Genomic DNA, 21,776 nt, shown 5'->3' with positions numbered 1-21,776 from the left:
GCGGGGCGGTGTGGGCAGGCGGGACCGTTGGCGCCATGGATGGCGCCATCGAGCCCCCAAGGATGGGTCTACGGCGTGTCCCGCCTGCCCACACCGCCCCGCCCAATCACGGGAAACCCGCTATTGACGTTGCCGTTGCCTCTGCGGGTGCCGGGTGCAACCCGGCCGAACACCCCTACCCCCGCAGCAGCATGAACGGCAGCAGCACCAGTGCCGCCGCCACCGCCATGCCCAGCAGCACCAGCACCACGAACCCAGGGCGGCGCCGGAACAGGCTGCCGAAGGTCTCGGCGGTGCCATCGCGCAGGGCCTGCTCGCGCTCGGCGCGCACCCGTACGCCGCGGGCCGCCTGGTACTCGGCCATCAGCGCCTTGGCTCGCGGCTGGTCGGCGTCCTCGCGCAGCCACAGGCCACCATTGGAGATGCCCCAGGGGCTGGGTTCGGTGCGGTACCAGGCGATGCCGTGCTGGTCGAGCAGCGTGCAGACATCGGCATATTCGTCGTTGCCGACATTGCGCAGATTGAGCAGGAGTTTTGCCATGTGCCCATGATACCCGGCGCCGATGCGCTAACCTTGCCGCCCTTGACTCATCACCCACGGAGACGCCGATGCGCCGCCTGCTGCTTCCCCTGCTGCTGTCCCTCGCCGCCGTTGGTTGCTCGTCGGAACCGCCTGGCCCGCCGCCGGGAGGCACCATCGCCGCTTTCGAGCGCATCGATACCCAGCCCGGCAGCGGCGCCGAGGCCGTGCCGGGCCAGAAGGTCAGCGTGCATTACACCGGCTGGATCTACGACGAGCGCGCCGACAACAAGCACGGCAAGACCTTCGACAGTTCGGTCGAACGCGGCGAGCCGTTCACCTTCACGCTGGGCGCCGGCCAGGTCATCCGTGGCTGGGATGAAGGCGTGGCCGGCATGAAGGTCGGCGGCAAGCGCACGCTGATGATTCCGCCGGAATTCGGCTATGGCGATCGCCAGGTCGGCCCGATCCCGGCAGGTTCGTCGCTGGTGTTCGATGTCGAGCTGCTCAATGTCCAACAGTGACGTACTCCCGCCGCGTCGCGTCGCCGTCATCGGCGGAGGCCCGGCGGGTCTGTTTGCCGCCGAACGGCTGCGCGCGGCCGGACTCGACGTTGATCTGTACGAGGCCAAGGGCTCGCCGGGCCGCAAGTTCCTGATTGCTGGCAAGGGTGGGCTCAACCTCACCCATTCCGACCCACGCCCGCTGTTCGACAGCCGCTACCGCGAGCAGGCCGCCAATGTTGGCCATTGGCTGGACGGCTTTGACGCACAGGCGCTGCGCGACTGGGCAGCGGGCTTGGGTGTGGAAACTTACGTCGGCAGTTCCGGCCGCGTGTTTCCGGTCGACCGCAAGGCCGCACCGCTGCTGCGCGGCTGGGTTCGCCGGCTGAAGGAACAGGGCGTGCGCCTGCACGTCAACCATCGCTGGCTGGGCTGGGGCGAAGACGGCGCACTGCGCTTTGCCACCGAAAACGGGGCATTGGACGTGCGCGCCGACGCGACCGTGTTGGCGCTGGGTGGCGGAAGCTGGCCGCAGCTCGGCAGCGACGGCGCATGGGTTCCGGTATTGCAGGCCCGCGCCGTGGATATCGCGCCGCTGCAATCGGCCAACTGCGGATTCGACGTTGCCTGGACACCGTTCTTCGCGCAGCGCCACGCGGGTGCACCACTGAAGCCGGTCGTCGCGCATTGGCATGACCTTGACGGTGAGCCCCGCTCGCTGCAGGGCGAATGCGTGGCCAGCGAGTACGGTATCGAAGGCAGCCTGATCTATGCCCTGTCGGCCGACCTGCGCGACACCATCAACCGCGACGGCCACGCCACGCTGTGGCTGGACCTGGTGCCGGGCCGCGACGAGGCGCGCCTGCAGGCCGATCTCTCGCAGCCGCGCAAGGGTCGCAGCTTCGGCGAACACCTGCGTCGCCAGGCTGGGCTGGATGCAGTAAAGACTGCATTGGTATTTGAAACACTGGGCAAGGATGCCGGCAACGATCTGTCCGCCGTAGTCACCACATTGAAGCGGTTGCCGCTGCGCCTGCTGCGCCCGCGGCCGATGGCCGAGGTGATCAGCACGGCCGGTGGCGTGCGCCTGGGTGCGCTGGACGACGGCTTGATGCTGCGTGCCTTACCGGGGGTGTTCTGCGCGGGAGAAATGCTGGACTGGGAAGCACCGACCGGTGGCTACCTGTTGACGGCGTGCTATGCCAGCGGACTGCGCGCGGCAGAGGGCGTGACGGGGTGGTTGGCCACGCGCTGATCCACCCGCAGTTGCGCCGGGGATATCAGGCCGGTCGGCGCATCTTCACCGACGCCAACGCTACGCCACTGGGGTGCGGATACAGTTCCTCACGTTCGGCGACAAAGCCCTGCCGCTGGTAGAACGGCACGGCATTGAGCGAGGCCGACAACACCACCTCGCGCGTTGGATCGGCCATCGCCAGCAGCCGCTGCATCAGCGCCTGGCCAACCCCCTGCCCGCCTCGATCCGGATCAACGAACAGCGCGTCGATCTCATTACCCTCGGCGTCGAGCACACCGAACCCCAGCACGTCGCCCCGATCATCCTCGGCGACGACACAGCCGCCCTGCCCCAGCAACCGCGAGTACTGCACCGGCGGTGGCGATGCCGACCACGGCGCGATCACCTCTGGCGGATAGTGGCTGCTGCACAGCTCGCGTACGCAGCGCGTACGCAATGCCCACAGCGTGCTCACATCATCGTTGGTGCCGGTCCTGAACTGCATGCAATCTCCGTATGTTTCTGGCTTTCGTACAGCCGAGCACCGGCTCGGCTCTACTACGCGATCATCGCGATTTGCTGGCCCGCAGCGCCTGGATCTTCGGCGGCGGCTGGAAGGAATCACTGCGCGCATCGGCCCAGAACGAATGGAACACCGCGTGGTCGGGCACCTTGTGCAGCAGCTCGCCCGGCTCCAGGTAGCGGTACAACGAGGCCAGCGAACGGATCTCGACCGGCGACACCCGGCGCAGGATGTGTTCCGGGCCAAGCTCGGCCGGATCGTTCAAGCCCGCCGCACACAGCAGCTCCTTCAACGCATGCAGGGTGTGCTCGTGGAAGCTGTACACGCGCGTGGCCTTGTCCGGTGCATCCAGATGCTTCCAGCGCGCCGGATCCTGGGTAGCGATGCCGGTCGGGCACTTGTCGGTATGGCAGCTGAGCGACTGGATGCAGCCCAGCGCGAACATGAAACCGCGCCCGGCATTGCACCAGTCGGCGCCCATCGCAATGGTGCGGGCGATATCGAACGCGCTGGTGATCTTGCCGGCCGCGCCGATACGGATGTGCTCGCGCAGGTCCAGGCCCACCAGGGTGTTGTGCACCAGCAGCAACGCCTCGTGCATCGGCACACCCACGTGATCGACGAACTCGGCGGGTGCCGCACCGGTACCGCCTTCGGCGCCGTCGACGACGATGAAGTCAGGCAGCAGACCGGTCTCGTGCATCGCCTTGGCGATGCCAAACCACTCCCACGGGTGGCCGATGGCCAGCTTGAAGCCGACCGGCTTGCCACCGGACAGCTCGCGCAGGCGGGCGACGAACTGCAGCAGTTCAACCGGCGTGGAGAACGCCGAATGGCGCGAAGGTGACACGCAGTCCACGCCCATCGGCACGCCACGGGTCACCGAGATCTCGGCCGTCACCTTCGGCGCCGGCAACACGCCGCCGTGGCCGGGCTTGGCACCCTGCGACAGCTTGATCTCGATCATCTTGACCTGATCGTGGTTGGCATTGGCAACGAAGCGTTCCTCGCTGAAGCCACCCTTGTCGTCGCGGCAGCCGAAGTAGCCCGAGCCGATCTCCCAGACGAGGTCGCCGCCCATCTCACGGTGATAGGGCGAAATCGAGCCTTCGCCGGTGTCGTGGTAGAAACCACCCCGGCGTGCGCCTTCGTTCAATGCGCGGATCGCGTTGGCCGACAGCGAGCCGAAACTCATCGCCGAGATGTTGAACACGCTCGCCGAATAGGGTTTGGCACAGTTCGCACCGATCAGCACGCGGAAATCGTGCTTGGCGATGGTGGTCGGCGCCAGCGAATGGTTGATCCATTCGTAGTCCACCGCGTAGGTGCTGCGCAGGGTGCCGAAGGGCACCGTGTCCATCTGGTTCTTGGCACGCTGGTAGATCAGCGCGCGCTGCTGCCGCGAGAACGGCACATCTTCCAGATCGCTCTGCACGAAATACTGGCGGATCTCCGGACCGATGGATTCCAGGCCGTAGCGGAAGTGCGCCATCACCGGATAATTGCGGCGCAGGGTGCTGCGCTTCTGCAGCAGGTCCCAGGTCCCCAGCGCCACCATCGCGGCTGTAAGGCCGACGCCCCAATACCAGGCCGGCCAGATCGTGGCCAGCCACAGGCAGATCGGAAACATCAGGATGGCGAGCAGGTAGACGATATACCGGTGCATGGCGTTCCTCGGTTGCAACTGCCCCCGAGTCTACCGCGCAAGCACCTACAGGCGATCGTCGACCACGCTGCGCGGCCAGGCAGACTTCACGTCGTAGACCAGTCCAGCGGGTGCCAGCAGACTGCGGATGTGGGCAATGTCCATCGCCTTGAAGCGCTCATGCGCCACCGCCAGCACCACCGCGTTGTAGCTGCCGGCCACCGGCTCGGCCAACCAGTTCACACCTTCGTCCGCCAGTGCGGCCGGCCCCACCCAGGGATCGCTGACGTCCACCTGCGCGCCACTGTCGGTCAGCCGTTGGGCCAGTTCCAGCGCGCGGCTGTTGCGCAGGTCCGGGCAGTCCTCCTTGAAGGTCACGCCCAGCACCAGGATGCGCGATTGCGCCGGCGCACGACCTCGCTCGGCCAGCATCGCCAACACACGGGTAGCCACATGTTCGCCCACCCGGTTGTTGACCTGTCGCGCGGTATGGATCAGGTCAGGGTGGTAGCCCATGCTTTCGGACTTGTGCAGCAGGTAGTACGGGTCCACGCCGATGCAGTGGCCTCCCACCAGCCCCGGCCGGAACGGCAGGAAATTCCATTTGCTGCCTGCGGCGTCGAGCACATCCTGGGTATCGATGCCGAGACGATCGAAGATCAGGGCCAGCTCGTTGACCAGCGCGATGTTGACGTCGCGCTGGATGTTCTCCACCACCTTGGCCGCTTCGGCGACCCGCATCGACGGCACCGGGAACGTACCGGCGGTGATGATCCGCTGGTACAGGCCATCGACCACCGCCGCCACTTCCGGCGTTGAACCGGACGTGATCTTGCGGATGTCGGCCAGGCGCCGTTGGCGGTCGCCGGGGCTGACCCGCTCGGGACTGTAGCCGCAGTAGAAATCCTCGTTGAAGCGCAGGCCCGAGCCCTGCTCCAGCAGCGGCACACAGACTTCTTCGGTGGTACCCGGGTAGACGGTGGATTCGTAGATCACCAGGTCACCGGCGCGAAGATGGCTGGCGATCAGTCGCGTCGCCGAGCGCAAGGGCTCCAGATCGGGCTGCTCGTAGGCATCGATCGGCGTGGGCACGGTGACGATGTAGATGTTGCAGGCGTCCAGCTGTGCCGGATCGCTGCTGTAGCGCAGCAGCGACGCGCTGGCCAGTTCGTCCGGCTCCATCTCCAGCGTGTGGTCCTGCCCGCCGGCCAGTTCGGCGATGCGTGCGGCATCGATGTCGTACCCCAGGGTGGGCAGTTGGCGGCCGAAGGCCACCGCCAACGGCAGCCCGACGTACCCCAGGCCGATGATGGCCGGAGACGGCATCTGGGCTGCGCCGATGGGCGCGCTCATGCGCGGCGTCCGGCAGCTGGCGACGGGGTCCACTGGGTCATGCGAGGGTCCGGGTGCAGGCAATCATGCCGACAAGGTTAACCGCGGCGGCGGCGGCAGACCACGCCCGGATCAGGATCCGAGGCTGACGGCAGCCGGCTCGAGCTCGCCGTGGCCCCCGGTCCAGGCCCGCAGCAACAGGCAGAAACCGTGGTCCAGATGGTTCTGTTCCAGGCTGAAACCGTGCCACGGGGCCGCTACGATGCTGGCCAGCGTCGCCGGATCCACATGCCGGTTGGCCATCGTCCAGCGCGGGAACCAGCGGGTCGCGATCGGGCCTGCGGCAAGCTGGACGACGCTGCCGTGGCGCCGCGCGTTGCTGATGCGCGCGTGCACCGAGGCCAGACCATCCCGCGGACCTTCGATGTACTGCAGGAAACGGCTGCCATCGAACATCAGCACCCCGGTGACTCCGGCCATGCGATTGAAGGCGGTCGCATCGGCCAGCAGCGCATCGAGCTCGGGCACGTCCAGTCCCTCCCTGGCCGTGCTGACATAGGCATACGCATGCAACGGCATGTCCATCACTCCCCTCCTGAGTGCAGAGGAATATGACAGGAAGCACGAGGACTTCAAGCGTTGGTTATTCCGGCGGCGCCTCTACCTGGTAGCCGCGCTGCACCAGCGCGTCCAGATAGCCTTCGCCCAGCAGCAGGCTGACCGGCACCGTCGCGAAGGTGCCCGCATGATGGGCCAACGCCGCATCCACGCCCTGCAGCCAGCGCGTGCGCACCTGCTGCGGCATGTCGCTCCAGCCGCGCCTGCGCACGAAGGCCGAATCCTGCAGCAGTTCGCGGCAGGTCTGCGCCATCGCCGAACCCGACAGCCGACGCAGTGCAGCGACATCGCCGAGTGCCCAGGCATTGGCCCGCTCACGCAACACCGGTGCCTGGAATTCCACGGTGTCGAGCGTGCGTTCGAAGCATGCGCGGTCATCGACTTCGGTGGCCTGCAGTTCCTTCAACGTGCCACGGATGTCGTCGACCTTCAGCTTCACCTGCACTTCTTCCGGCTTCAGGTCGCGGGCCTTGTAGGCGCGCCCGAGCGCTTCCTTCACCTGCTTGCCGTCGCGCAGGCCGTTGCGCTTGAGGAACGCCTGGTACAGGCGACCGGAGGCCACCAGCGGACGGTCCTTTTCCACGCCACGGTCATTGCCCAGGTAGGTCTGTTTCAGCCCCAGCCAGCGTGCGTACGTTGCCGCCGGCAGGATCTGATCCAGCGTGCGCCCCTGCGGATCGCGCGCGGTCTTCATCGCCAGCGGCAGCAGGGTCAGGCCCTTGAACACACCGATCTTCGCATCCAGGCTGAAACCGGGATCGCCCAGCACATGGTCGACACCGGCGATGGTCCGTTCGACTTCATCCGAGCGCCATTGCACGCCGCTTGGCAACGGCGAGACCGTCCCCAGGATCCACAGCACATGCCCCTGTTGAGCGGTGACCTTCCAGAGGCCGGGGCCGGGTTGTTCGCCGGTCACCTGCACCGTGTCCATGTCCACCACCGGGCCCGTGGGTGCTGGTGCCTGCTGCGCGGTGGCAGAGCCTATCGCCAGCATCAGCCCCAGCACGGCACTGCATCCGATCCATCGCTTGCCACGTGCACGCATATTGCCATTCCCGGAAACGTTGGCGGACTGTACCCAGCCCCGCGCCCGACTGCGTAAAAGCCGCGTTAGCCGACGGCAGCGGCGGCGATTCCGTTACAATCGGCACGCGCTGCAGGCCCGGATGGCGAAACTGGTAGACGCATCGGACTTAAAATCCGCCGGGGGCAACCTCATGCCGGTTCGATCCCGGCTCCGGGCACCACTGCATGTTTTGGGGAGCCTACGCCCTCACAACGATTCGCCACGAATCGACACAAAATCAGCCACTTAGGCGGATAAAATAATCCGCACTCACCCCGGTTTGCCCGGACTTGCCCGGCTACTCTCCCCAAAATTTCCCCATATGATGCGGCCATGGCCAGCATTCAACGATCAGGGAACAAGTGGCGCGTGCAGGTGTACGTGGCGGGCGTTCGCGATTCCACTACCAAACACACAAAGCAGGAAGCTGCGAAGTGGGCTCTTGAGCGCGAGGCTGAGTTGCACGGCGGGAAGCTGCCTGACAAGTCGCTTCGTGAAGCCATGCGTCGCTACGTCAAGGAAGAGGCGCCCAAGCGAGCTGGGGAGCGGTGGGAGTCTGTACGCATTGCTGCTTGGGAACGATCGTTACCACTCATGGATCGGCGCATTGCCGCAATTGATGCCTCGGACATCATCGCTTGGCGGGATGGAAGGCTTAAGCAGGTCAAACCTGGAACGGTTGCCCGGGATATGAACCTGATGCGGTCCGTGTTTGAGACAGCGCGCCGCGAGTGGAAGTGGATCACGCAGAACCCGATGTCTGATGTTCGTCGGCCCCAGCGGCCCAAGGGTCGGGCGCGACGTGTGTCCCCAACCGAGGAGGCCGACTTGGTCGCAGCGTTTGGCCTCCATACGGGCCTACTTGGGGAGACTGCAACCCAACGGACGGGTTTGGCCTTCTTGCTCGCCCTCGAAACAGCTATGCGATCAGGCGAAATTCTGTCGCTTACATGGCCGAACGTGCATCTATCTGAGCAATATGTGCACTTGCCGAAGACCAAGAACGGTGACGCACGGGACGTTCCGCTTAGTCGGCGAGCATGCGAAATCCTGAAGGCGCTACCCTTGGGATTCGGACCAGTGTTTCACCTTAAGGCAAGCATACGGGACGCACTTTGGCGGAAGATCCGCGACAGGACCGGGCACCGAGAGGTCCACTTCCACGATAGTCGAGCTGAGGCCATCTGGAGGCTCTCAAAGAAGTTGGACATCCTGTAACTAGCGCGGATCATAGGCCATCGAGATCTCAAGTCCTTAATGATCTAATACCACGAGCCGGCCTCAGAGATCGCTCGACAACTGGGATGACACTAGTGCCCCGGGCGGATCGTTGACACTTTTTCGAAGGATCTGGGCTAAAGGTTAACGGTTGAGCGCCGATGTAGGTCACAGAGCTAAAGGTGCAAGGACCGCCCAAATGCAAGTCATCGTAGAAGCAACATCTTTTCAATGCGGCTCCCATTTCGCATCAGCGAGCACGGCAGATTTCATAGCTGCCACGTCGGCCTTTATTGCTTTCTTAGCGCTTTGTGCAACGCTCTATGCAAGCTGGCTTCAGCGAACAAATAGTCGTCTTAGCGCCAAACCCCTAATGGAGATTGACCTCAACCCAGAACCTAACACGTTGATTCTTAGGAATTCTGGACTGGGCCCTGCGCTAGTGGACTCGATAAGCGCAGTATTTGACGGCAAGACCTACGATCTTCTAGTAGAAAACCAGCTTGAGGCTTTCGTTGCGCAGATGATCAGAGGACTAGTCGCCGCTGAAACCGACGAAACTGAGGAAGGCCCCCTCAGTCATCAGTTCACGGTCCTGTCCAATCGCACCGTCATTTCCGCCGGAGAGACAATGCCGATCATCTTCATTCATACGGAAGAGGAGGAAGACTGGAATGTCATACATGGACGGTTCGCAAATACACAACTGAAGATCGAGTACCACTCAATCTACAAGGAGCGCGACACCGCCTTCCTTGACTACTCTGCGGTAAAGACCAGCCTCCAGCCTTGAAGAGGCGACGTGTCTCGTCGTGCCACCGGACTGCTGCTTGAGTCCCCTGAAGGCACCCGGCGGTCAGTAGCCGCGGCGTAGTTGAGCCCTTCCCGTCTTCACCCAATTCTTCATCGGATACCTCGCCCTGGGCTTAGTCTCCTTCGGCGGCCTGCGCGGCTCCAACGCTTCCTTGACCCGTTCCAGCTCCGTCGTCCCGGCCTCAGCCAGGCGGCGGGCCTGTTGCAGCTGCTCAGGTGTGGGCGGCAATCCAGGCATCGGCGGCGGCAGCTCGGTCGGCGTGCTATCCACCAGCCTAGCTACCGCTTCCCGCAGCCTCAGCTCGGGGTGGAGCCGGGCCGCGCACCACCGCTCGGCATAGCGCTTGCCTTGCTGGATGCTGGCCGCCCTTACGTTCTTGGTGTCCCACACCTTTCGGGCATCAAGGTGCACGCGAACCCCGCCATCCTTGGCCGACGTGACATGGGCGATCTGCGGGCCATTCCACCACAGCACCCAGCCCTCCCCCATCTGGACCCAGCCAGAGGGTGGCGGTGCTGAGCGGAAGCCTTGGTAGCCGTGCGAGGGGAGCATGGCCGGAAGGATACGCCTGAGCGTCTCAACGACTGCGATCAAGCTGATTCAGCTGCTGAATCGTCGGGCCTTCATGAGACCAGGATCAACTACCGGGGGAATTTCATAGATGACTGATTTGTACTTCGGTGTCACTTCGAATGCCACTACCGTTCCGCCTAAGCGCTTGGCTATGCGTCTACTGGATTGATTCAATTCGGCGACAGGGTAACGAAACGCGGTGGGAGAACCCTTCGAGGAACACCACCGGGCTACAGCCTGCACAGCCTCGAAGCCGTAACCATGCCCGTGTTCTGATTCACTGATCCAGATTCCAAGCTCTGGGCGCACCTCGCGCGCATCATGTAAGCCCGCCAGTCCAATGAAGCGACCATCATGTTTAGACCGAATAGTGAACGCGTAGTCGGTTCCCTCTTCGCCAGTGATAAGCCACTCACGCCAGACTTTTTCAAAGTCACTCTGTGACTCGGGCAGATCAAACGCCATGTATCGCGTCAATGACGGCGTCATAGCGGGAAAAGCCGCATCCGCATCCTTCTCAGCAAACGGCGTCAGCCAAAGCCGCTCAGAGTCTATCTGGCAATTCATTGGCTTATTATTGCTTAAAGGATGTCTCAGCGGGATCAAACGGAGACCGCGGCCGCATATCCTGCGAACATGGGTAGCACCTGGCTGAATTGGTGCCGGCCCGGCGCTACTCAGGCGCCTCCGGGTTGGCTTGCCTCTACCAGGCAAGACCGCCCGTCTAATGTTGCGACGGGCGGGGTAACGCCAAGTCCCGGTCAGTCAGTGGCCAAGAGACAGCTACTAGCCGCCGAGGGTCTCAGGAGAGTCCTGATTTTCGAAGTCGACATTCTTGTAGTGGTACTCGACACATACCCACCCACCGTTCCCCATTCCCCCACCAACGTAGGTGAAGCCCCAGGTTTCGGTATTGCCAGCACGATCACGGATCGTCACCGTGAACTCGTCGCCCGGCTGCCCGTTCAGTGGCGGAGCAACGGGCGGCGGCGGGGGAGAAGCGGCAACAATCCTACCGCCACTGTTTGAGGTCTTCAGCGACGACTTGTGTGCGACTTCAACCGTAACACCTGTAAGGATCGGACTGTACTCAGGCGCGTGTGTTGAGATCCACTTCAGGACCTCACTTGCTTCCGCCGACCCCGATGCGTATGCCGACTTGGAACTGACTACTACTGTGCTGGATTTGGGTGCAGCAAACGCTGGCAAAGCCAATCCAGCAAAAGCGAAACCCAAAGACGCCGAAAGCAGTACCTTCTGCAAATTCATATGGATCTTCCTTGTCAACATGGATGCGAGCACGCGAAAATCCTCTCGCTGGCAAGTCGTTTGTACCCCAGACATATGGCTCGGTCAAACCGAGGTGGCTTTGTCAAACGCCTTTGGTCGACTTAGGCCGCTTCTTGCCCGGATCGTGAGCATAGAGCGCGGCGAACTCTTGCAGCGACACCGTCGCGCCGGTCATGCGGACCAGCTTCTGGTAGGCGGCTTCGATTTGGGCGGAATAGCACATGACCGCAATCTGGCCCCAGAAGCCGTTGAGGCGGCGTGAGGGCAGCGACGCCCCCAAAGGGGCGTCTTTCAACGAATCTATGACGAACAGATCAGAGCCAAATGTAGCCCTGAATTCCTTCGAACACGGCCTGATACTTGCCTTCGCAGTTTGGATCAAGCGTATCGAAATGATCGTTGTAGGCGTAGACCTTCGGGATGTTTCGCGTGCAGCGATAGAGCGGCACAGTCCCGGGAAGCTGCGTACCCGCCATGTAGCCAGTGATTGGCATACCGTTGGTCGTCTTCATATGACCTTCGCAGTTCGGATCTCGCGACGAGAATGAATCCATCCAGTTGTTATGCAGGCAAGCATAAAGGGTGATGCTCCCCTCGAATGGGTAGTACGAGATGAAGCCCAGAATGCCCTCCCGATTGCCGGGGTGACGCGATCCTGCCGAAGTGATCGGCCGCGCAGTGAAAGTGTTATCCCTCCACCGCCATCGTTCCAGCTCGACCAACTGGACGCCAGCGGGCAAATCAGCTGCATAGGCATTCGCCTCTGCAAGGATCTTCGGAGACGCTCCCAAGTACTCAATTTCCTGCGCGGATGCATTGAACGCCATCGATCCGGCCAAGACAGCTACAACAGCAATCATCTTCTTCACATCTACTCCTTAGAGAATGGACGTACAGATTTCCAGCGGGCGTCTTGCCCGCACGTCGATTCTAGAGCAGGAAAATTTGTGCCACCGAGACCTAGATCGTATTTGGCGTGCAATATGACCAAGTTCGAATGGTGGCTCGCCAATGCCTTCCGGCGCTCTATCCGAAACCCAACGGCACCTCGGTCAGGTCCACGATGAAGATCGTGGCGTTCTGCGGCCCCATCGTCACGCCACCCACCGGGAAGGTGTTGGTGATCAGGGTTTGCTGGACCGTCTGCAGCCGGGAAATGAAGATCCGGTTGTCACTGGTCATGTGGAAGTAGTCAGCCGTCATCGTGCAGCGGTCCTGGGACTGCGCAAAGTAGTAGAACCGCGGCGATGGGATGGCGATGCCAATCTTCACGCCAGGGAAGAACTGACCGATGCAGCACAAGGGATTCTGATTCCGGCTCCGGGCACCACCCAATCACGCACCGACGCCCCCGCACCAGGCCCGCGCATCGCTGGTTCTACAGCAGCCCACTGAACGGGATACGGCCATCCGGCTGCCGTCGCTGCGTTCGAGACGGCTTCAGGCCGGCATGGCAGAATCGGACGCGCCGCCTCGGCCGCCGAACGACGCATAAGGAGATCCCCCATGAAGTGGATATGGCTCGCATCATCGCTGGCGCTGGTCACGCTGCTCGCGCAGGCCACCGCGCCCGCATCGGCACAGAGCCGTTCGGACAGCCACCACAACCTCGACGGAAGTCGGGATATCCGCAACAGCGACGGATCGTCCAGCCGCATCAAGCGCGATCTGTCCGGCCGCGAGATCGCCGAGCACAGCAACGGCAGCCGCTCGACCACCACCACTGATCTGAGTGGCCGCAAGCGCACCACCCACAGCGATGGCAGCTACTCCAACAGCAGCACCGACCTGAGCGGCAACATCCGCACCGAGTACAGCAACGGCGCCTACTCCGTCAGCAAGCGTGACCTGAGCGGCAGGTGGCGCACCGAATACAGCGATGGTTCCTATTCGACCAGCGTGCGCGATCTCAGCGGCAACTGGACCACCACCTCCAGTGGAGGCATGGCCGCGCGCCACCCCGAACGCGGCGTCGGCAAGCGCTGAGGCCTGCGCTCAGATCGCCCGCGAGTAGCGCGGCTGCTCCTGGGCGACACGCAGATAGGGATCGAAGCACATCGCCAGCAGGCGCAGCAGCGGCCGCCCCGGCTCGCTGGTGCGCACCACCCCATCGCGGTACTCGGCCAGGCCATCCTGCTGCAGGCGCTGTACGGCCTGCAGGTCTTCGGCGAAGTAGGCCTCGAAGTCGATGCCATGGCGCTGGGCCAGTGACGCGCCATCCACTTCGCCCTGGCACATCAACTGCTGGATCAGCTCGGCGCGCAGCTCGTCGTCGGCACTGAGCGCGACGCCGCGCCAGACCGGTAGTTGCCCCTGGTCCACCGCGTTTTCCCACGATGGCAGGTCGCGCGGATTCTGGCTGTAGGTGGCACCGATGTGGCTGATCGCACTTACGCCGAGGCCAAGCAGATCGGTGTCGGCGTGGGTGGTATAGCCCATGAAGTTGCGATGCAGCTGGCCGGCGCGCTGGGCACGCGACAGATCTTCTTCCGGCAATGCGAAGTGGTCCATGCCGATGTACTGGTAGCCGGCCGCGGACAGGCGCTCCACCGCCAGGCCGAGCAGCGCGAGCTTGTCTTCCGGCGACGGCATGCGGCTTTCGTCGATCTGCCGCTGCGCGCGGAACAGGTGTGGCAGGTGCGCGTAGCCGTACACCGCCAGTCGATCCGGGCGCAGCGCCAGCACCAGTTCCAGGGTGCGGCCGAAGCCCTCCAGGCTCTGCCCGGGCAGTCCGTAGATCAGATCGACATTGACCGAACGCATGCCGCTGTCGCGGCACGCGCGCAGGATGTCCAGCGTCTGCCGCACGCCCTGCACGCGGTTGATCGATTCCTGCACCTGCGGGTCGAAATCCTGCACCCCCAGGCTGGCGCGGTTGAAACCGAGCCGGGCCAGCATCGCCACGTCGCTGGTGTCGATGAAACGCGGATCCAGTTCGATGGAAAAATCACGCTGCGAGGCATCGCTGAAATCGAAGCGCCGGCGCAGGCCCTCGACCAGTGCCGTCATCGCATCGGCATCCAGGAAATTCGGCGTGCCGCCGCCGAGGTGCAGCTGGATCACTTCACGGCCGTCGGCGAACTGCGGTGCCAGCAGGTCCGCCTCGGCCAGCACGCGTGACACGTAGCTGTGGCCACGTCCGCGGTCGCGGGTGATCACCCGGTTGCAGCCACAGTAGAAGCAGGGGCTGGAGCAGAACGGCACATGGACGTACAACGACAGCGCGCGCGCCAGCGGGTTGCTGTCGGCGATCGCCTGGCGCAGCGCCGGCGCATCGAAGCCGTCATGGAAGTGCGGCGCGGTGGGATAGGAGGTGTAGCGCGGGCCGGGCCGGTCATGCCGGCGCAGCAGATCGGGATCGAAGGTCCAGGCCAGGCCACCGGCAGCGGGAGAGAACGTGTCCATGGCGCCAGCATCGCGCCAAGCCAGGCGGTGCGCCTTGACCCAGATCAATCCTTGGCGGGGACGCCCAGCACCGGCAGCATGACCTGCGGCCAGCGCAGCATCTGGTAGCGGCGCCAGAAGGTCTCGGCGATGCGGGCGGCCACATCGTCGGCCAGCGCCTGCATCGGCGGGTTGTTGCATTCGGCCGTGGTGATGTGGAAAAGCACCAGCCAGCGATCGAACAGATCCTTTTCCAGATCGATTGCCATGTGCTTGGACATCGGCGAGCCCTTGAACCTGCGCGTCCCGCGCAGCATCGCCGACCAGAAATCCACGAGCTGGGCGAGGTGTTCGGGCCACTCTTTGACGTGACCTTCGAACACCGGCCCCAGACGCTCCTCGTCACGCACGCGCGCGTAGAAATCGTGAACCAGCCGGGTCACTTCCTCCTCGCTGCACAGCTCTGGTGAAGCAACGGGAATATCGGTCTTGGGCGTTGCGTTCATCAGGGCACCAAATGCGGATCGGCAGTGTGCCGCAGGCCGCCACCACTACTGTTGATCCAGATCAATGTCAGCGCACTGCGGCGCACCTAGGCTGACACGCTTGCAGGAAGCATGCCCTGCGGATGCTGCGCCAACCACGGCGAAGTATACGCGCCGCCCTCTTCTTCGACCCGAACCCGCATGAACACACCGTCTTCCAGCCGCCAGCGGCTGATCCAGCATTGGGGCGCAGTCCTGTGGCCCAGCTTCATCGCCGCCGGCCTGGCCTGCGTGGTGTTCTTTGCGTTCGTCGATCCACTGCGGCTGCAGGCGATCAGCTTCCCGGGTACGGCCATCAGCCGTGAGCTGGGCTACACCGCAGGGTTCTTCATGTTCTGGGCCGTCACCGCACTTTCCAGCGCGGTGACCGGCTACCTGCTGCGGCCGATGCCGAACGACGAGGACGAGGAGCTGCCGCTGGGATGAGCATCATCGCTTCGCCGCCACCGCGCCCGTGGCATTGGCGCCGCCCCCTGGGCCTTGCGCTGCTGGTCCTGTTCCATGCGCTGCCGTGGCTGCAGTGGGATGGCCGGCAGGCCCTGCTGCTGGACCTCGACGCACGCCGCTTCGACCTGTTCGCGTGGACCCTGTGGCCGGATGACGTCGGCGTGCTGCTGGGCCTGCTGGCGGTGATGGCGGTGGGCCTGGCCCTGCTCACCCATCTGGCCGGTCGCGTGTGGTGCGGACATGCCTGCCCGCAGACGCTGTGGACACGGGCCTTCGACGGGATCGCGCAGGCACTGTCCCGCGCCCTGCCTGCGCAGCTGGCGCGACCGGCCACCCAGCTGGCCTGGCTGCTGCTGTCGCTTTGGACCGGGATCACCTTCGTGGGATTCTTCAGTCCGATCCGCGAACTGGTCGCCGGCGCATTCGATGGCGGCTGGAGCGGCTGGGAGACCTTCTGGGTGCTGTTCTATGCCGCCGCCACCTGGGGCAACGCCGGGTTCCTGCGCGAACAGGTGTGCCGATCGCTCTGTCCATTCGCGCGCATGCAACCGTTGCTGACCGACCCGCACACCCCGCGCATGCTGTATGACCCGCGCCGTGGTGAACCGCGCGGTGCGCGCCCGCCGGCATTGGGGGGCGTGCTCGGCCGCGGTCGTGGGCTGCTCGACCCGACCACCGCGCATGACTACGTTTTCCGTGCCGCACATCCACTGCTGGCCGGACCGATGCCGACCTTCAGTGCAGATCGCCTGGGCGACTGCATCGATTGCATGGCCTGCGTAAGCGCCTGCCCGATGCAGCTGGACATCCGCCATGGCCCACAGGCCGACTGCCTGGCCTGTGGCGCCTGTCTGCAAGCGTGCACCCGGCAACAGCAGCAGGCGGGCTTCGGGCCCGGCCTGATCAGCTATTGCAGCCCGCAGGTGATGGCCGGCCAGCCACGTCGGTGGTGGCGCCCCCGCACCACCGCCTTGGCATCGATGCTGCTGGCCCTGCTGGCCTGTGGCGCCTGGCGCCTGCTCTGAGTCAGCCCGGGTCGCCCGGGCGCGGCGGTACCAGCTGGGCACGACGGACGATGCCCAGTTGCTCGATGATCAGCGCCATTTCGTTGGTGACATCGGTCCGCCCGGTCCCCTGCGGAACCAGACGGTCAAGCACCTGCTGGTAGGTATCCCAGAACGCCGGACCGCATCCGTGTTTGTGATAACTGGCTTCCAGTTCGCGGCGTACCCGTTCAGCCAAGCCATGCATGCCGTATTCCATACGACCTCCGTTGGACTTGTTCTGCATCGTTGACGGTCGACCGATTCACTTGCGAGCTACTGAAAGACTCCCGGCCTTCACAACCGGTTGATGCCAATTAGTCATAGATTTCACGACACGTCAATTACAAGACGCGACTTTCGCGATTGAAATTATTAATCGTTCATGAAGGACGGTCACGAAGGAGATCGGGAATCTCCGTGCCGATGTCGACACCGCCCGCCAGCGAAGCCGGGTACCCATCACAGATCAGGCCGTCGCTGCGAGCGTGGCGATCGATTCTGCCTATCTTGCTAAGCATGCTTAGCACATTGATCTTAGCGGTCTGTCTGCGACAGGCCTAGACGCATCTCATGCCGTTTCATCGCTTGGCCCCTGATCCATCGGGAACAACGCAGGGTAACGCTGTTGCAGGATGTAGCGCCTCAGCGGCGGGATGGGAAAGCCTCTGGGCCATTGCGAGACAGCGGATCTGCTGATTCCAAAGAGCTTGGCGAGCTCTGCGTCGGTGGAAAAGCCCAGCCGCATGCGGACCTGCCGCTTGCTCCAGAATTCGTCCATTTTCGATCCCTTTCATCATCAAACTTATTCTTGCGCCAAGGCCTCTTTCGATTCCACGCGTTAAGCTGGCTTGCATAGATGAATACTCTTGGACAACGACTCGCGGTCGCCATGAAGGACGCCGGGCATGCACGCCCGGCCGACCTGGCGCGTGCCGCCGAAACGACGACGGCAACGGTCAGCAACTGGCTCAACGACCACGTCAAGGCCAACCACGTGAAAGCCGAACAGCTGTTCCGCATCGCCGATGCGGTGAAGCTGGACCCGCGCGAGCTGCTGTTCGGCCCGTTGGGACGGGGCGTCGGCGAACGCGGCACGGCCTACATGCACATGCCCAGCGAAGCCCATCTGGATGTCTGGCAAGCGGCCTATGAGCTGGTCGCCCACATCCTTGCCGAGCGAGGCCTGGAAGTCGGCTACCGCCGCGAGGCCACGCTGGGGCTGATGGCCCATGACCTGCTGATGGAGGGCGTCAGCCGCGGCAAGGTCGCACGCGTGGTGATGACGGCCCTGCCCTGACCCATCGCGGGCTGGTAGCATGGCCGTCGATGGGGATGGGGCTCCCCCGATAACCGCCTGAGATGGCTGATGGCTCCTGCTGCGACGAACCCGGCGTTCGTCGATGGCAGGTATTGCCCGCCATTGCGTACGCCGTCGAACCTGCGAACACGCACGCGAGGCAAGCAATGCAGACGTTGAACAACTATGTGCTGGTATTCCTGGGCGGCGGTGTCGGCGCCTGCCTGCGCCACGCCTGCAACCTGATCGGCACCCGCGTCGCCGTCGGCAGTTCCTGGCCGTGGTCGACGTTCCTGGTCAACATCAGCGGTGCCTTGCTGATGGGCGTGGTGGTGGAGGCATTTGCCCTGCGCAATGGCGCGTCACCGCAACTGCGCCTGCTGCTGGCCACCGGCATTCTTGGCGGCTATACCACCTTCTCCACCTTCTCGCTGGAAACCGGCCTGCTGCTGCAGCGGGGCCAGCATGGGCTGGCCGCACTCTACGCGGGGGGCTCGGTCGCCCTTGGCCTGGCCGGGCTGTTCGCCGGCATGAAGCTGACCCGGCTCGCGCTGGGGTGACACTCAGCTCGCGGCAACGCGCGCCTGCCCGCGCCACTGCCGTGGCGATTGCCCGGTGTGCGCCTTGAACGCGCGCGACAACGCCGCCTCGCTGCCATAGCCGACCTCGTCGGCGATCCGTTTCAACGGTCGCCCCTGGCGCAGCGCCTGCTGCGCCAGGCCTACCCGCCACCCCTGCAGGTAATGCCCGGGGGTGGTTCCCATGGCCTCGCGGAAACTGGCGGCGAACACGCTGCGCGACATGCCAGCAACGTCGGCCAGATCTTCCAGTGTCCACGCCTGCGCCGGTGCCTCATGCATCGCCACCAGCGCCAACCGCAGCCGCGGATGGCCAAGCCCGGCGAACAGGCCGCCGCGCATCTCGCCGCCCTCCATCAACTGCCGCAGCACCTGGATCATCACCACCTCGAACAGGCGGTTGACCATCACCGTGCGACCGCAGCGCTGCTCGAATGCCTCTTCGAACAGCAGCTCCAGCGCGGCATGGCCACCGTACAGCTCGGTCAACGGCAGGCAGATGAAGTCGGGCAGCGCCGCACTGATCGGGTTGAGCCTGCCGCCCTCGAAGTGGAGGTTGGCGCAGGCCATGTCGGCGCCGAGCTGGGGATCGGTGTGGAAGCGATGCGGCAGCGGGCGCGGATACAGCAGCAGGCTGGGAACGTCGACCTGCATCGTCTGCGCCCCATGACTGACCTGCAACGGACCGCGCCGCACCAGATGCAACTGGCCGGCCTCGCCCTCTCCTTCAAGGCTGTTGATGCCACACAGCGCGCCGGCATGGAACACCGAGGCGGTGACCGCGAAGCGTTCGAGCAGGATGGCGAGACGATCGGCCATGGCGGGACTCCAGGTCAAACGAAGGGAGGCAGATACGCCAGATCGTATCGGATTCAAGACCTACCGGCACGGCGGCCCAAGCCGGAACAAGGGCTCATCCTCCGGGATGGTGGATCACGTCGAATCCTTCTTCCTCGGCAGGAGCAACGAAATGGCGGGTAATCCGCTCGAACTCGGCCTCCGTGGCCTGGAATGGATGCGCGCCAGCAGCATTGCGCGCGTGCAGCCTCGCCTTGCAGACCTCATCAGGGACGTCCAGGAAGTGCAGCCGATGCGCCGCGCCGGCGCGAACGAATATCTGCCGTGCCCATGCGCGGCTGGCGGGGGTATTGGAGGGAAAGTCGAGCACTACCGACACCCCCGCCTGCAGCAGGCAGCAGACGTGGTCGGCAAGAATGCCGCGCAACGCCGCCGCGTTCCGCAGGTAGTCGGCCACGGACGTGATCTGGCCGGGATAGAGTGCCGCCAGCCAGGTGTCTTCGCAGATCAGTGCAGTCCGCGGCTGCATCGACAACTGCCGGGACAGCGTGGATTTGCCTGCTCCGATCTTGCCGCATACCAGGTGCAGGGTGGCCGGGCAATCGTGTGTACTGGTGGGAAGTAGCTGCATGTGCCATCTCCGAGGGCGAAGGAACGTCGATCGCCCGGGAACGGTGGCAGCCCGCCCTCCCGGGCGGGTTGCATGGCTGGAACAGCCGCGCGCTAACCCGCCTTCCCGTGGGGAATTCGGATAATCGCCGGAATGCGCTGGGTCACCATTCCCCGAGACTAGCGTCAGATCAGGCGCCTGGGCAAGCCACTGATGCGGTGCAGCGCGCCCCTTGCACTATCCAGCCCTATCCTCGCCACACGCCCTGCAAGGAAGGTCACGATGCGTCCACGTTTTCGACTCGCCCTGGCCGTGGCCCTGCTGCTGCCACACACCCCGCTGTCCGCCGCACCCACAGCCCCACCGCACACCTCCAGCGGCGAGCTGCAGGGTGCACGCTGGCGCCTGGATGTGTCCGCCGGCTGGAACGGTGAACTGGTGATGCTGGCGCATGGCTACGAGCCGGTTGGCGCGCCGCGGCAATCGCCGATGCCAGCCAACGACAGCACCGCCGGCCTGCTTGCAGCCGGCTACGCCGTTGCGCAGAGCGCCTATGCCAGCCAGGGCTGGGCCGTGGCCGATGCAATCGACGACATGGAGCGCCTGCGCGTGCACGCCCTGTCCGAATTGAAGGACGTGCGTCGCACCTGGATACTCGGTTTCTCGATGGGCGGTGCGGTGGCCATCGCCACTCTCGAACGCCTGCCGCAGCGCTACAGCGGTGGCGTATCGCTGTGCGGCGCCAACCTGCCCGGCGAACAATTGGCCAGCGACCTGCTGACTACACTGGTGGCGTTCGATTATTTCTTCCCCGAGGCCGAAGGGCTGCCCCGCCAGGGCCTGGCATCGGCGGACGCTGCAGCACTGCCACAGATGGCGCTTTATCAAGGCATCGCTGCCGCGCTACAGACCCGGCCCGCCGTGGCCGCGCAACTGGCGACACGGCTGCAGGTAAGTGTGGAGGCATTGCCGGGCACGATCAGCCTGCACGCGATGATCCTGCACGAACTGGCCACGCGCGCCGGCGGCATGCCGGTCGGCAACCTGACGACGGTCTATCGTGGATTCGGTGACGACAAGGCGTTCAACGCGGGCGTGCAGCGGCTGGCACCTGCTGCGCCGGCACAGCGATATGTGCGCGAAAAGCTGGCGTTGACCGGCACAGTCAAGCGACCGCTGGTGATCCAGTTCAACAACGATGACCCGAGCATCGTGCCGCGCATGCAGACGGTGTACCCGCACCTGGCCAAACGCGCAGGCGCAACACCATTACCGCGGGTGCTGCCGCCGGTTGGCGAAGGCCATTGTGGCTTTACCGATTCACAGGTAGTCGAGGCGCTCAAGGCAGCAGCGGTTGCCCGCTGAATGCCCAACCGGATCAGTGCCCCAGCGTACCCATGGTGAAGGTATAGCCGGAGCGCATGAGGAAGTCGCGCATGCGCAGCTCGGCGCGGCGGGGCGACGGAAGATCCGGCGGGCCATACAGCGCATAGACCACGCCTGCGCCCTCGATGCGTTCGCGGCGCACGTCACAATGACGGTTCTCCGAGGCGAGGACCCAGCCGTCCTTAAGTTGATCGGGGCCGATGGACTGCCCGTTCTTCAGCCGGAATGTAAGCCAGCGCACATCTGCGGTGGATCTGCTCATTGCCCGCCAGCTGCATCATGCATGCAGCCCCTCATGTCCTTGCCTGCCATTGCTGCTCCCGAAGACCAGAACTCGACCATA

The 21,776-nt window shown here is 64.2% G+C and carries 28 protein-coding genes, 1 tRNA gene, 1 pseudogene and 1 riboswitch; of the genes and pseudogenes, 11 read left to right on the top strand and 19 right to left on the bottom strand.

Annotated features, from left to right (window positions below):
- Positions 1-175 precede the first annotated feature (175 nt).
- Positions 176-541 carry a DUF6164 family protein gene (locus AC13GI_RS02070; protein ID WP_089240209.1) on the bottom strand — a complete coding sequence of 122 codons (366 nt, stop codon included), beginning with the start codon at positions 539-541 and terminating at the stop codon, positions 176-178.
- 68 nt (positions 542-609) lie between these two features.
- On the opposite strand from AC13GI_RS02070, the gene AC13GI_RS02065 reads away from it, so the two are divergent.
- Both AC13GI_RS02065 and AC13GI_RS02060 read left to right on the top strand, forming a co-directional pair.
- On the top strand, positions 610-1,044 hold the full coding sequence (locus AC13GI_RS02065) for an FKBP-type peptidyl-prolyl cis-trans isomerase (protein WP_099820078.1): 435 nt from the start codon (positions 610-612) through the stop codon (positions 1,042-1,044).
- Positions 1,031-2,278: a TIGR03862 family flavoprotein gene (locus tag AC13GI_RS02060; protein ID WP_482995348.1), complete on the top strand. Its 1,248-nt coding sequence runs from the start codon at positions 1,031-1,033 to the stop codon at positions 2,276-2,278. The genes AC13GI_RS02065 and AC13GI_RS02060 overlap by 14 nt, the downstream gene beginning before the upstream one ends.
- A gap of 25 nt (positions 2,279-2,303) precedes the next feature.
- On the opposite strand, the gene AC13GI_RS02055 is transcribed toward AC13GI_RS02060, so the two are convergent.
- The 5 genes from AC13GI_RS02055 to AC13GI_RS02035 form a co-directional block, all read right to left on the bottom strand.
- Positions 2,304-2,765, bottom strand: coding sequence for a GNAT family N-acetyltransferase (locus tag AC13GI_RS02055; protein WP_482995347.1), 462 nt, complete (start codon positions 2,763-2,765; stop codon positions 2,304-2,306).
- A 61-nt stretch (positions 2,766-2,826) separates the two neighbouring features.
- Entirely contained in the window at positions 2,827-4,449 is a 1,623-nt protein-coding gene (locus AC13GI_RS02050) for an FMN-binding glutamate synthase family protein (RefSeq protein ID WP_099820075.1), read from the bottom strand.
- 45 nt (positions 4,450-4,494) lie between these two features.
- Positions 4,495-5,781, bottom strand: a complete 1,287-nt coding sequence (locus AC13GI_RS02045) for a nucleotide sugar dehydrogenase (RefSeq protein WP_482995346.1) — start codon at positions 5,779-5,781, stop codon at positions 4,495-4,497.
- 111 nt (positions 5,782-5,892) lie between these two features.
- On the bottom strand, positions 5,893-6,345 hold the full coding sequence (locus AC13GI_RS02040) for a BLUF domain-containing protein (protein WP_240196353.1): 453 nt from the start codon (positions 6,343-6,345) through the stop codon (positions 5,893-5,895).
- Positions 6,346-6,403: 58 nt separating this feature from the next.
- Positions 6,404-7,426: a TraB/GumN family protein gene (locus tag AC13GI_RS02035; protein ID WP_482995345.1), complete on the bottom strand. Its 1,023-nt coding sequence runs from the start codon at positions 7,424-7,426 to the stop codon at positions 6,404-6,406.
- A 115-nt stretch (positions 7,427-7,541) separates the two neighbouring features.
- On the opposite strand from AC13GI_RS02035, the gene AC13GI_RS02030 reads away from it, so the two are divergent.
- The 3 genes from AC13GI_RS02030 (at position 7,542) to AC13GI_RS02020 (ending at position 9,458) form a co-directional block, all read left to right on the top strand.
- A tRNA-Leu gene (locus tag AC13GI_RS02030) sits at positions 7,542-7,628 on the top strand.
- Between the two features lie 152 nt (positions 7,629-7,780).
- Positions 7,781-8,665: a tyrosine-type recombinase/integrase gene (locus AC13GI_RS02025; RefSeq protein ID WP_482995344.1), complete on the top strand. Its 885-nt coding sequence runs from the start codon at positions 7,781-7,783 to the stop codon at positions 8,663-8,665.
- A gap of 199 nt (positions 8,666-8,864) precedes the next feature.
- Positions 8,865-9,458 carry a hypothetical protein gene (locus AC13GI_RS02020; RefSeq protein ID WP_482995343.1) on the top strand — a complete coding sequence of 198 codons (594 nt, stop codon included), beginning with the start codon at positions 8,865-8,867 and terminating at the stop codon, positions 9,456-9,458.
- A 63-nt stretch (positions 9,459-9,521) separates the two neighbouring features.
- Here the strand turns inward: AC13GI_RS02020 and AC13GI_RS02015 are convergent, their stop codons facing one another.
- The 6 genes and pseudogenes from AC13GI_RS02015 to AC13GI_RS01990 all read right to left on the bottom strand — a co-directional run bounded on the left by AC13GI_RS02015 (position 9,522) and on the right by AC13GI_RS01990 (position 12,545).
- Positions 9,522-10,031, bottom strand: a complete 510-nt coding sequence (locus AC13GI_RS02015) for a hypothetical protein (protein ID WP_482995382.1) — start codon at positions 10,029-10,031, stop codon at positions 9,522-9,524.
- A gap of 48 nt (positions 10,032-10,079) precedes the next feature.
- Positions 10,080-10,619 (bottom strand): GNAT family N-acetyltransferase, encoded by a 540-nt coding sequence (locus AC13GI_RS02010; protein ID WP_482995342.1) that lies wholly within the window; start codon positions 10,617-10,619, stop codon positions 10,080-10,082.
- Between the two features lie 219 nt (positions 10,620-10,838).
- Positions 10,839-11,321, bottom strand: a complete 483-nt coding sequence (locus AC13GI_RS02005; RefSeq protein ID WP_230110703.1) for a hypothetical protein — start codon at positions 11,319-11,321, stop codon at positions 10,839-10,841.
- A gap of 106 nt (positions 11,322-11,427) precedes the next feature.
- A pseudogene (locus tag AC13GI_RS02000) lies at positions 11,428-11,565 on the bottom strand (SOS response-associated peptidase family protein); the annotation flags it as partial.
- Between the two features lie 91 nt (positions 11,566-11,656).
- Complete coding sequence (locus AC13GI_RS01995; protein WP_230110704.1) at positions 11,657-12,211, bottom strand: hypothetical protein; 555 nt, start codon at positions 12,209-12,211, stop codon at positions 11,657-11,659.
- A 157-nt stretch (positions 12,212-12,368) separates the two neighbouring features.
- A complete protein-coding gene (locus tag AC13GI_RS01990) occupies positions 12,369-12,545 on the bottom strand; it encodes a hypothetical protein (RefSeq protein ID WP_230110705.1) in 177 nt (58 codons plus the stop codon).
- Positions 12,546-12,848: 303 nt separating this feature from the next.
- On the opposite strand from AC13GI_RS01990, the gene AC13GI_RS01985 reads away from it, so the two are divergent.
- Positions 12,849-13,328, top strand: coding sequence for a hypothetical protein (locus AC13GI_RS01985; RefSeq protein WP_380655469.1), 480 nt, complete (start codon positions 12,849-12,851; stop codon positions 13,326-13,328).
- Between the two features lie 9 nt (positions 13,329-13,337).
- Here the strand turns inward: AC13GI_RS01985 and hemN are convergent, their stop codons facing one another.
- Both hemN and AC13GI_RS01975 read right to left on the bottom strand, forming a co-directional pair.
- Entirely contained in the window at positions 13,338-14,747 is a 1,410-nt protein-coding gene (gene hemN / locus AC13GI_RS01980) for an oxygen-independent coproporphyrinogen III oxidase (protein WP_380655472.1), read from the bottom strand.
- 44 nt (positions 14,748-14,791) lie between these two features.
- Positions 14,792-15,232 carry a group III truncated hemoglobin gene (locus tag AC13GI_RS01975; protein ID WP_380655475.1) on the bottom strand — a complete coding sequence of 147 codons (441 nt, stop codon included), beginning with the start codon at positions 15,230-15,232 and terminating at the stop codon, positions 14,792-14,794.
- A 180-nt stretch (positions 15,233-15,412) separates the two neighbouring features.
- Here AC13GI_RS01975 and AC13GI_RS01970 point away from each other — a divergent pair, with 180 nt between their 5' ends.
- Both AC13GI_RS01970 and AC13GI_RS01965 read left to right on the top strand, forming a co-directional pair.
- On the top strand, positions 15,413-15,697 hold the full coding sequence (locus AC13GI_RS01970; RefSeq protein ID WP_089240191.1) for a hypothetical protein: 285 nt from the start codon (positions 15,413-15,415) through the stop codon (positions 15,695-15,697).
- Positions 15,694-16,743 (top strand): 4Fe-4S dicluster domain-containing protein, encoded by a 1,050-nt coding sequence (locus tag AC13GI_RS01965; protein WP_380655479.1) that lies wholly within the window; start codon positions 15,694-15,696, stop codon positions 16,741-16,743. The genes AC13GI_RS01970 and AC13GI_RS01965 overlap by 4 nt, the downstream gene beginning before the upstream one ends.
- A 1-nt stretch (position 16,744) precedes the next feature.
- Here AC13GI_RS01965 and AC13GI_RS01960 read toward each other — a convergent pair whose 3' ends face one another.
- Both AC13GI_RS01960 and AC13GI_RS01955 read right to left on the bottom strand, forming a co-directional pair.
- Entirely contained in the window at positions 16,745-16,981 is a 237-nt protein-coding gene (locus AC13GI_RS01960) for a hypothetical protein (RefSeq protein WP_025875165.1), read from the bottom strand.
- A 351-nt stretch (positions 16,982-17,332) separates the two neighbouring features.
- Complete coding sequence (locus AC13GI_RS01955; RefSeq protein ID WP_099820068.1) at positions 17,333-17,542, bottom strand: helix-turn-helix domain-containing protein; 210 nt, start codon at positions 17,540-17,542, stop codon at positions 17,333-17,335.
- 78 nt (positions 17,543-17,620) lie between these two features.
- Between AC13GI_RS01955 and AC13GI_RS01950 the strand changes: the two genes are divergently transcribed.
- Together AC13GI_RS01950 and crcB are read left to right on the top strand one after the other, a co-directional pair.
- Positions 17,621-18,061, top strand: a complete 441-nt coding sequence (locus AC13GI_RS01950; protein WP_223880016.1) for a helix-turn-helix domain-containing protein — start codon at positions 17,621-17,623, stop codon at positions 18,059-18,061.
- A gap of 22 nt (positions 18,062-18,083) precedes the next feature.
- Positions 18,084-18,147, top strand: a riboswitch (Fluoride riboswitch).
- Positions 18,148-18,228: 81 nt separating this feature from the next.
- A complete protein-coding gene (crcB, locus tag AC13GI_RS01945; protein WP_099820067.1) occupies positions 18,229-18,621 on the top strand; it encodes a fluoride efflux transporter CrcB in 393 nt (130 codons plus the stop codon).
- Between the two features lie 3 nt (positions 18,622-18,624).
- On the opposite strand, the gene AC13GI_RS01940 is transcribed toward crcB, so the two are convergent.
- Positions 18,625-19,458 (bottom strand): cupin domain-containing protein, encoded by an 834-nt coding sequence (locus AC13GI_RS01940; RefSeq protein WP_482995341.1) that lies wholly within the window; start codon positions 19,456-19,458, stop codon positions 18,625-18,627.
- A 94-nt stretch (positions 19,459-19,552) separates the two neighbouring features.
- Complete coding sequence (locus tag AC13GI_RS01935) at positions 19,553-20,068, bottom strand: P-loop nucleotide/nucleoside kinase family protein (protein ID WP_346577614.1); 516 nt, start codon at positions 20,066-20,068, stop codon at positions 19,553-19,555.
- Positions 20,069-20,329: 261 nt separating this feature from the next.
- On the opposite strand from AC13GI_RS01935, the gene AC13GI_RS01930 reads away from it, so the two are divergent.
- Complete coding sequence (locus AC13GI_RS01930; RefSeq protein ID WP_482995340.1) at positions 20,330-21,412, top strand: alpha/beta hydrolase family protein; 1,083 nt, start codon at positions 20,330-20,332, stop codon at positions 21,410-21,412.
- Between the two features lie 13 nt (positions 21,413-21,425).
- On the opposite strand, the gene AC13GI_RS01925 is transcribed toward AC13GI_RS01930, so the two are convergent.
- Complete coding sequence (locus AC13GI_RS01925) at positions 21,426-21,695, bottom strand: hypothetical protein (RefSeq protein ID WP_482995339.1); 270 nt, start codon at positions 21,693-21,695, stop codon at positions 21,426-21,428.
- Between the last annotated feature and the right edge of the window lie 81 nt (positions 21,696-21,776).

This window comes from Stenotrophomonas sp. 82F1 (genome assembly GCF_056861525.1).
The sequence above is the reverse complement of the archived record's forward strand: the minus strand, read 5'-3'. Positions and strand labels throughout refer to the sequence as shown.

Coding starts and splice junctions, on each gene's coding strand:
- AC13GI_RS02070 (WP_089240209.1), bottom strand. CDS start 541: ATGGCAAAACTCCTGCTCAATCTGCGCAATGTCGGCAACGACGAATAT.
- AC13GI_RS02065 (WP_099820078.1), top strand. CDS start 610: ATGCGCCGCCTGCTGCTTCCCCTGCTGCTGTCCCTCGCCGCCGTTGGT.
- AC13GI_RS02060 (WP_482995348.1), top strand. CDS start 1,031: ATGTCCAACAGTGACGTACTCCCGCCGCGTCGCGTCGCCGTCATCGGC.
- AC13GI_RS02055 (WP_482995347.1), bottom strand. CDS start 2,765: ATGCAGTTCAGGACCGGCACCAACGATGATGTGAGCACGCTGTGGGCA.
- AC13GI_RS02050 (WP_099820075.1), bottom strand. CDS start 4,449: ATGCACCGGTATATCGTCTACCTGCTCGCCATCCTGATGTTTCCGATC.
- AC13GI_RS02045 (WP_482995346.1), bottom strand. CDS start 5,781: ATGAGCGCGCCCATCGGCGCAGCCCAGATGCCGTCTCCGGCCATCATC.
- AC13GI_RS02040 (WP_240196353.1), bottom strand. CDS start 6,345: ATGGACATGCCGTTGCATGCGTATGCCTATGTCAGCACGGCCAGGGAG.
- AC13GI_RS02035 (WP_482995345.1), bottom strand. CDS start 7,426: ATGCGTGCACGTGGCAAGCGATGGATCGGATGCAGTGCCGTGCTGGGG.
- AC13GI_RS02025 (WP_482995344.1), top strand. CDS start 7,781: ATGGCCAGCATTCAACGATCAGGGAACAAGTGGCGCGTGCAGGTGTAC.
- AC13GI_RS02020 (WP_482995343.1), top strand. CDS start 8,865: ATGCAAGTCATCGTAGAAGCAACATCTTTTCAATGCGGCTCCCATTTC.
- AC13GI_RS02015 (WP_482995382.1), bottom strand. CDS start 10,031: ATGCTCCCCTCGCACGGCTACCAAGGCTTCCGCTCAGCACCGCCACCC.
- AC13GI_RS02010 (WP_482995342.1), bottom strand. CDS start 10,619: ATGAATTGCCAGATAGACTCTGAGCGGCTTTGGCTGACGCCGTTTGCT.
- AC13GI_RS02005 (WP_230110703.1), bottom strand. CDS start 11,321: ATGAATTTGCAGAAGGTACTGCTTTCGGCGTCTTTGGGTTTCGCTTTT.
- AC13GI_RS01990 (WP_230110705.1), bottom strand. CDS start 12,545: ATGACGGCTGACTACTTCCACATGACCAGTGACAACCGGATCTTCATT.
- AC13GI_RS01985 (WP_380655469.1), top strand. CDS start 12,849: ATGAAGTGGATATGGCTCGCATCATCGCTGGCGCTGGTCACGCTGCTC.
- hemN (WP_380655472.1), bottom strand. CDS start 14,747: ATGGACACGTTCTCTCCCGCTGCCGGTGGCCTGGCCTGGACCTTCGAT.
- AC13GI_RS01975 (WP_380655475.1), bottom strand. CDS start 15,232: ATGAACGCAACGCCCAAGACCGATATTCCCGTTGCTTCACCAGAGCTG.
- AC13GI_RS01970 (WP_089240191.1), top strand. CDS start 15,413: ATGAACACACCGTCTTCCAGCCGCCAGCGGCTGATCCAGCATTGGGGC.
- AC13GI_RS01965 (WP_380655479.1), top strand. CDS start 15,694: ATGAGCATCATCGCTTCGCCGCCACCGCGCCCGTGGCATTGGCGCCGC.
- AC13GI_RS01960 (WP_025875165.1), bottom strand. CDS start 16,981: ATGGAATACGGCATGCATGGCTTGGCTGAACGGGTACGCCGCGAACTG.
- AC13GI_RS01955 (WP_099820068.1), bottom strand. CDS start 17,542: ATGGACGAATTCTGGAGCAAGCGGCAGGTCCGCATGCGGCTGGGCTTT.
- AC13GI_RS01950 (WP_223880016.1), top strand. CDS start 17,621: ATGAATACTCTTGGACAACGACTCGCGGTCGCCATGAAGGACGCCGGG.
- crcB (WP_099820067.1), top strand. CDS start 18,229: ATGCAGACGTTGAACAACTATGTGCTGGTATTCCTGGGCGGCGGTGTC.
- AC13GI_RS01940 (WP_482995341.1), bottom strand. CDS start 19,458: ATGGCCGATCGTCTCGCCATCCTGCTCGAACGCTTCGCGGTCACCGCC.
- AC13GI_RS01935 (WP_346577614.1), bottom strand. CDS start 20,068: ATGCAGCTACTTCCCACCAGTACACACGATTGCCCGGCCACCCTGCAC.
- AC13GI_RS01930 (WP_482995340.1), top strand. CDS start 20,330: ATGCGTCCACGTTTTCGACTCGCCCTGGCCGTGGCCCTGCTGCTGCCA.
- AC13GI_RS01925 (WP_482995339.1), bottom strand. CDS start 21,695: ATGAGCAGATCCACCGCAGATGTGCGCTGGCTTACATTCCGGCTGAAG.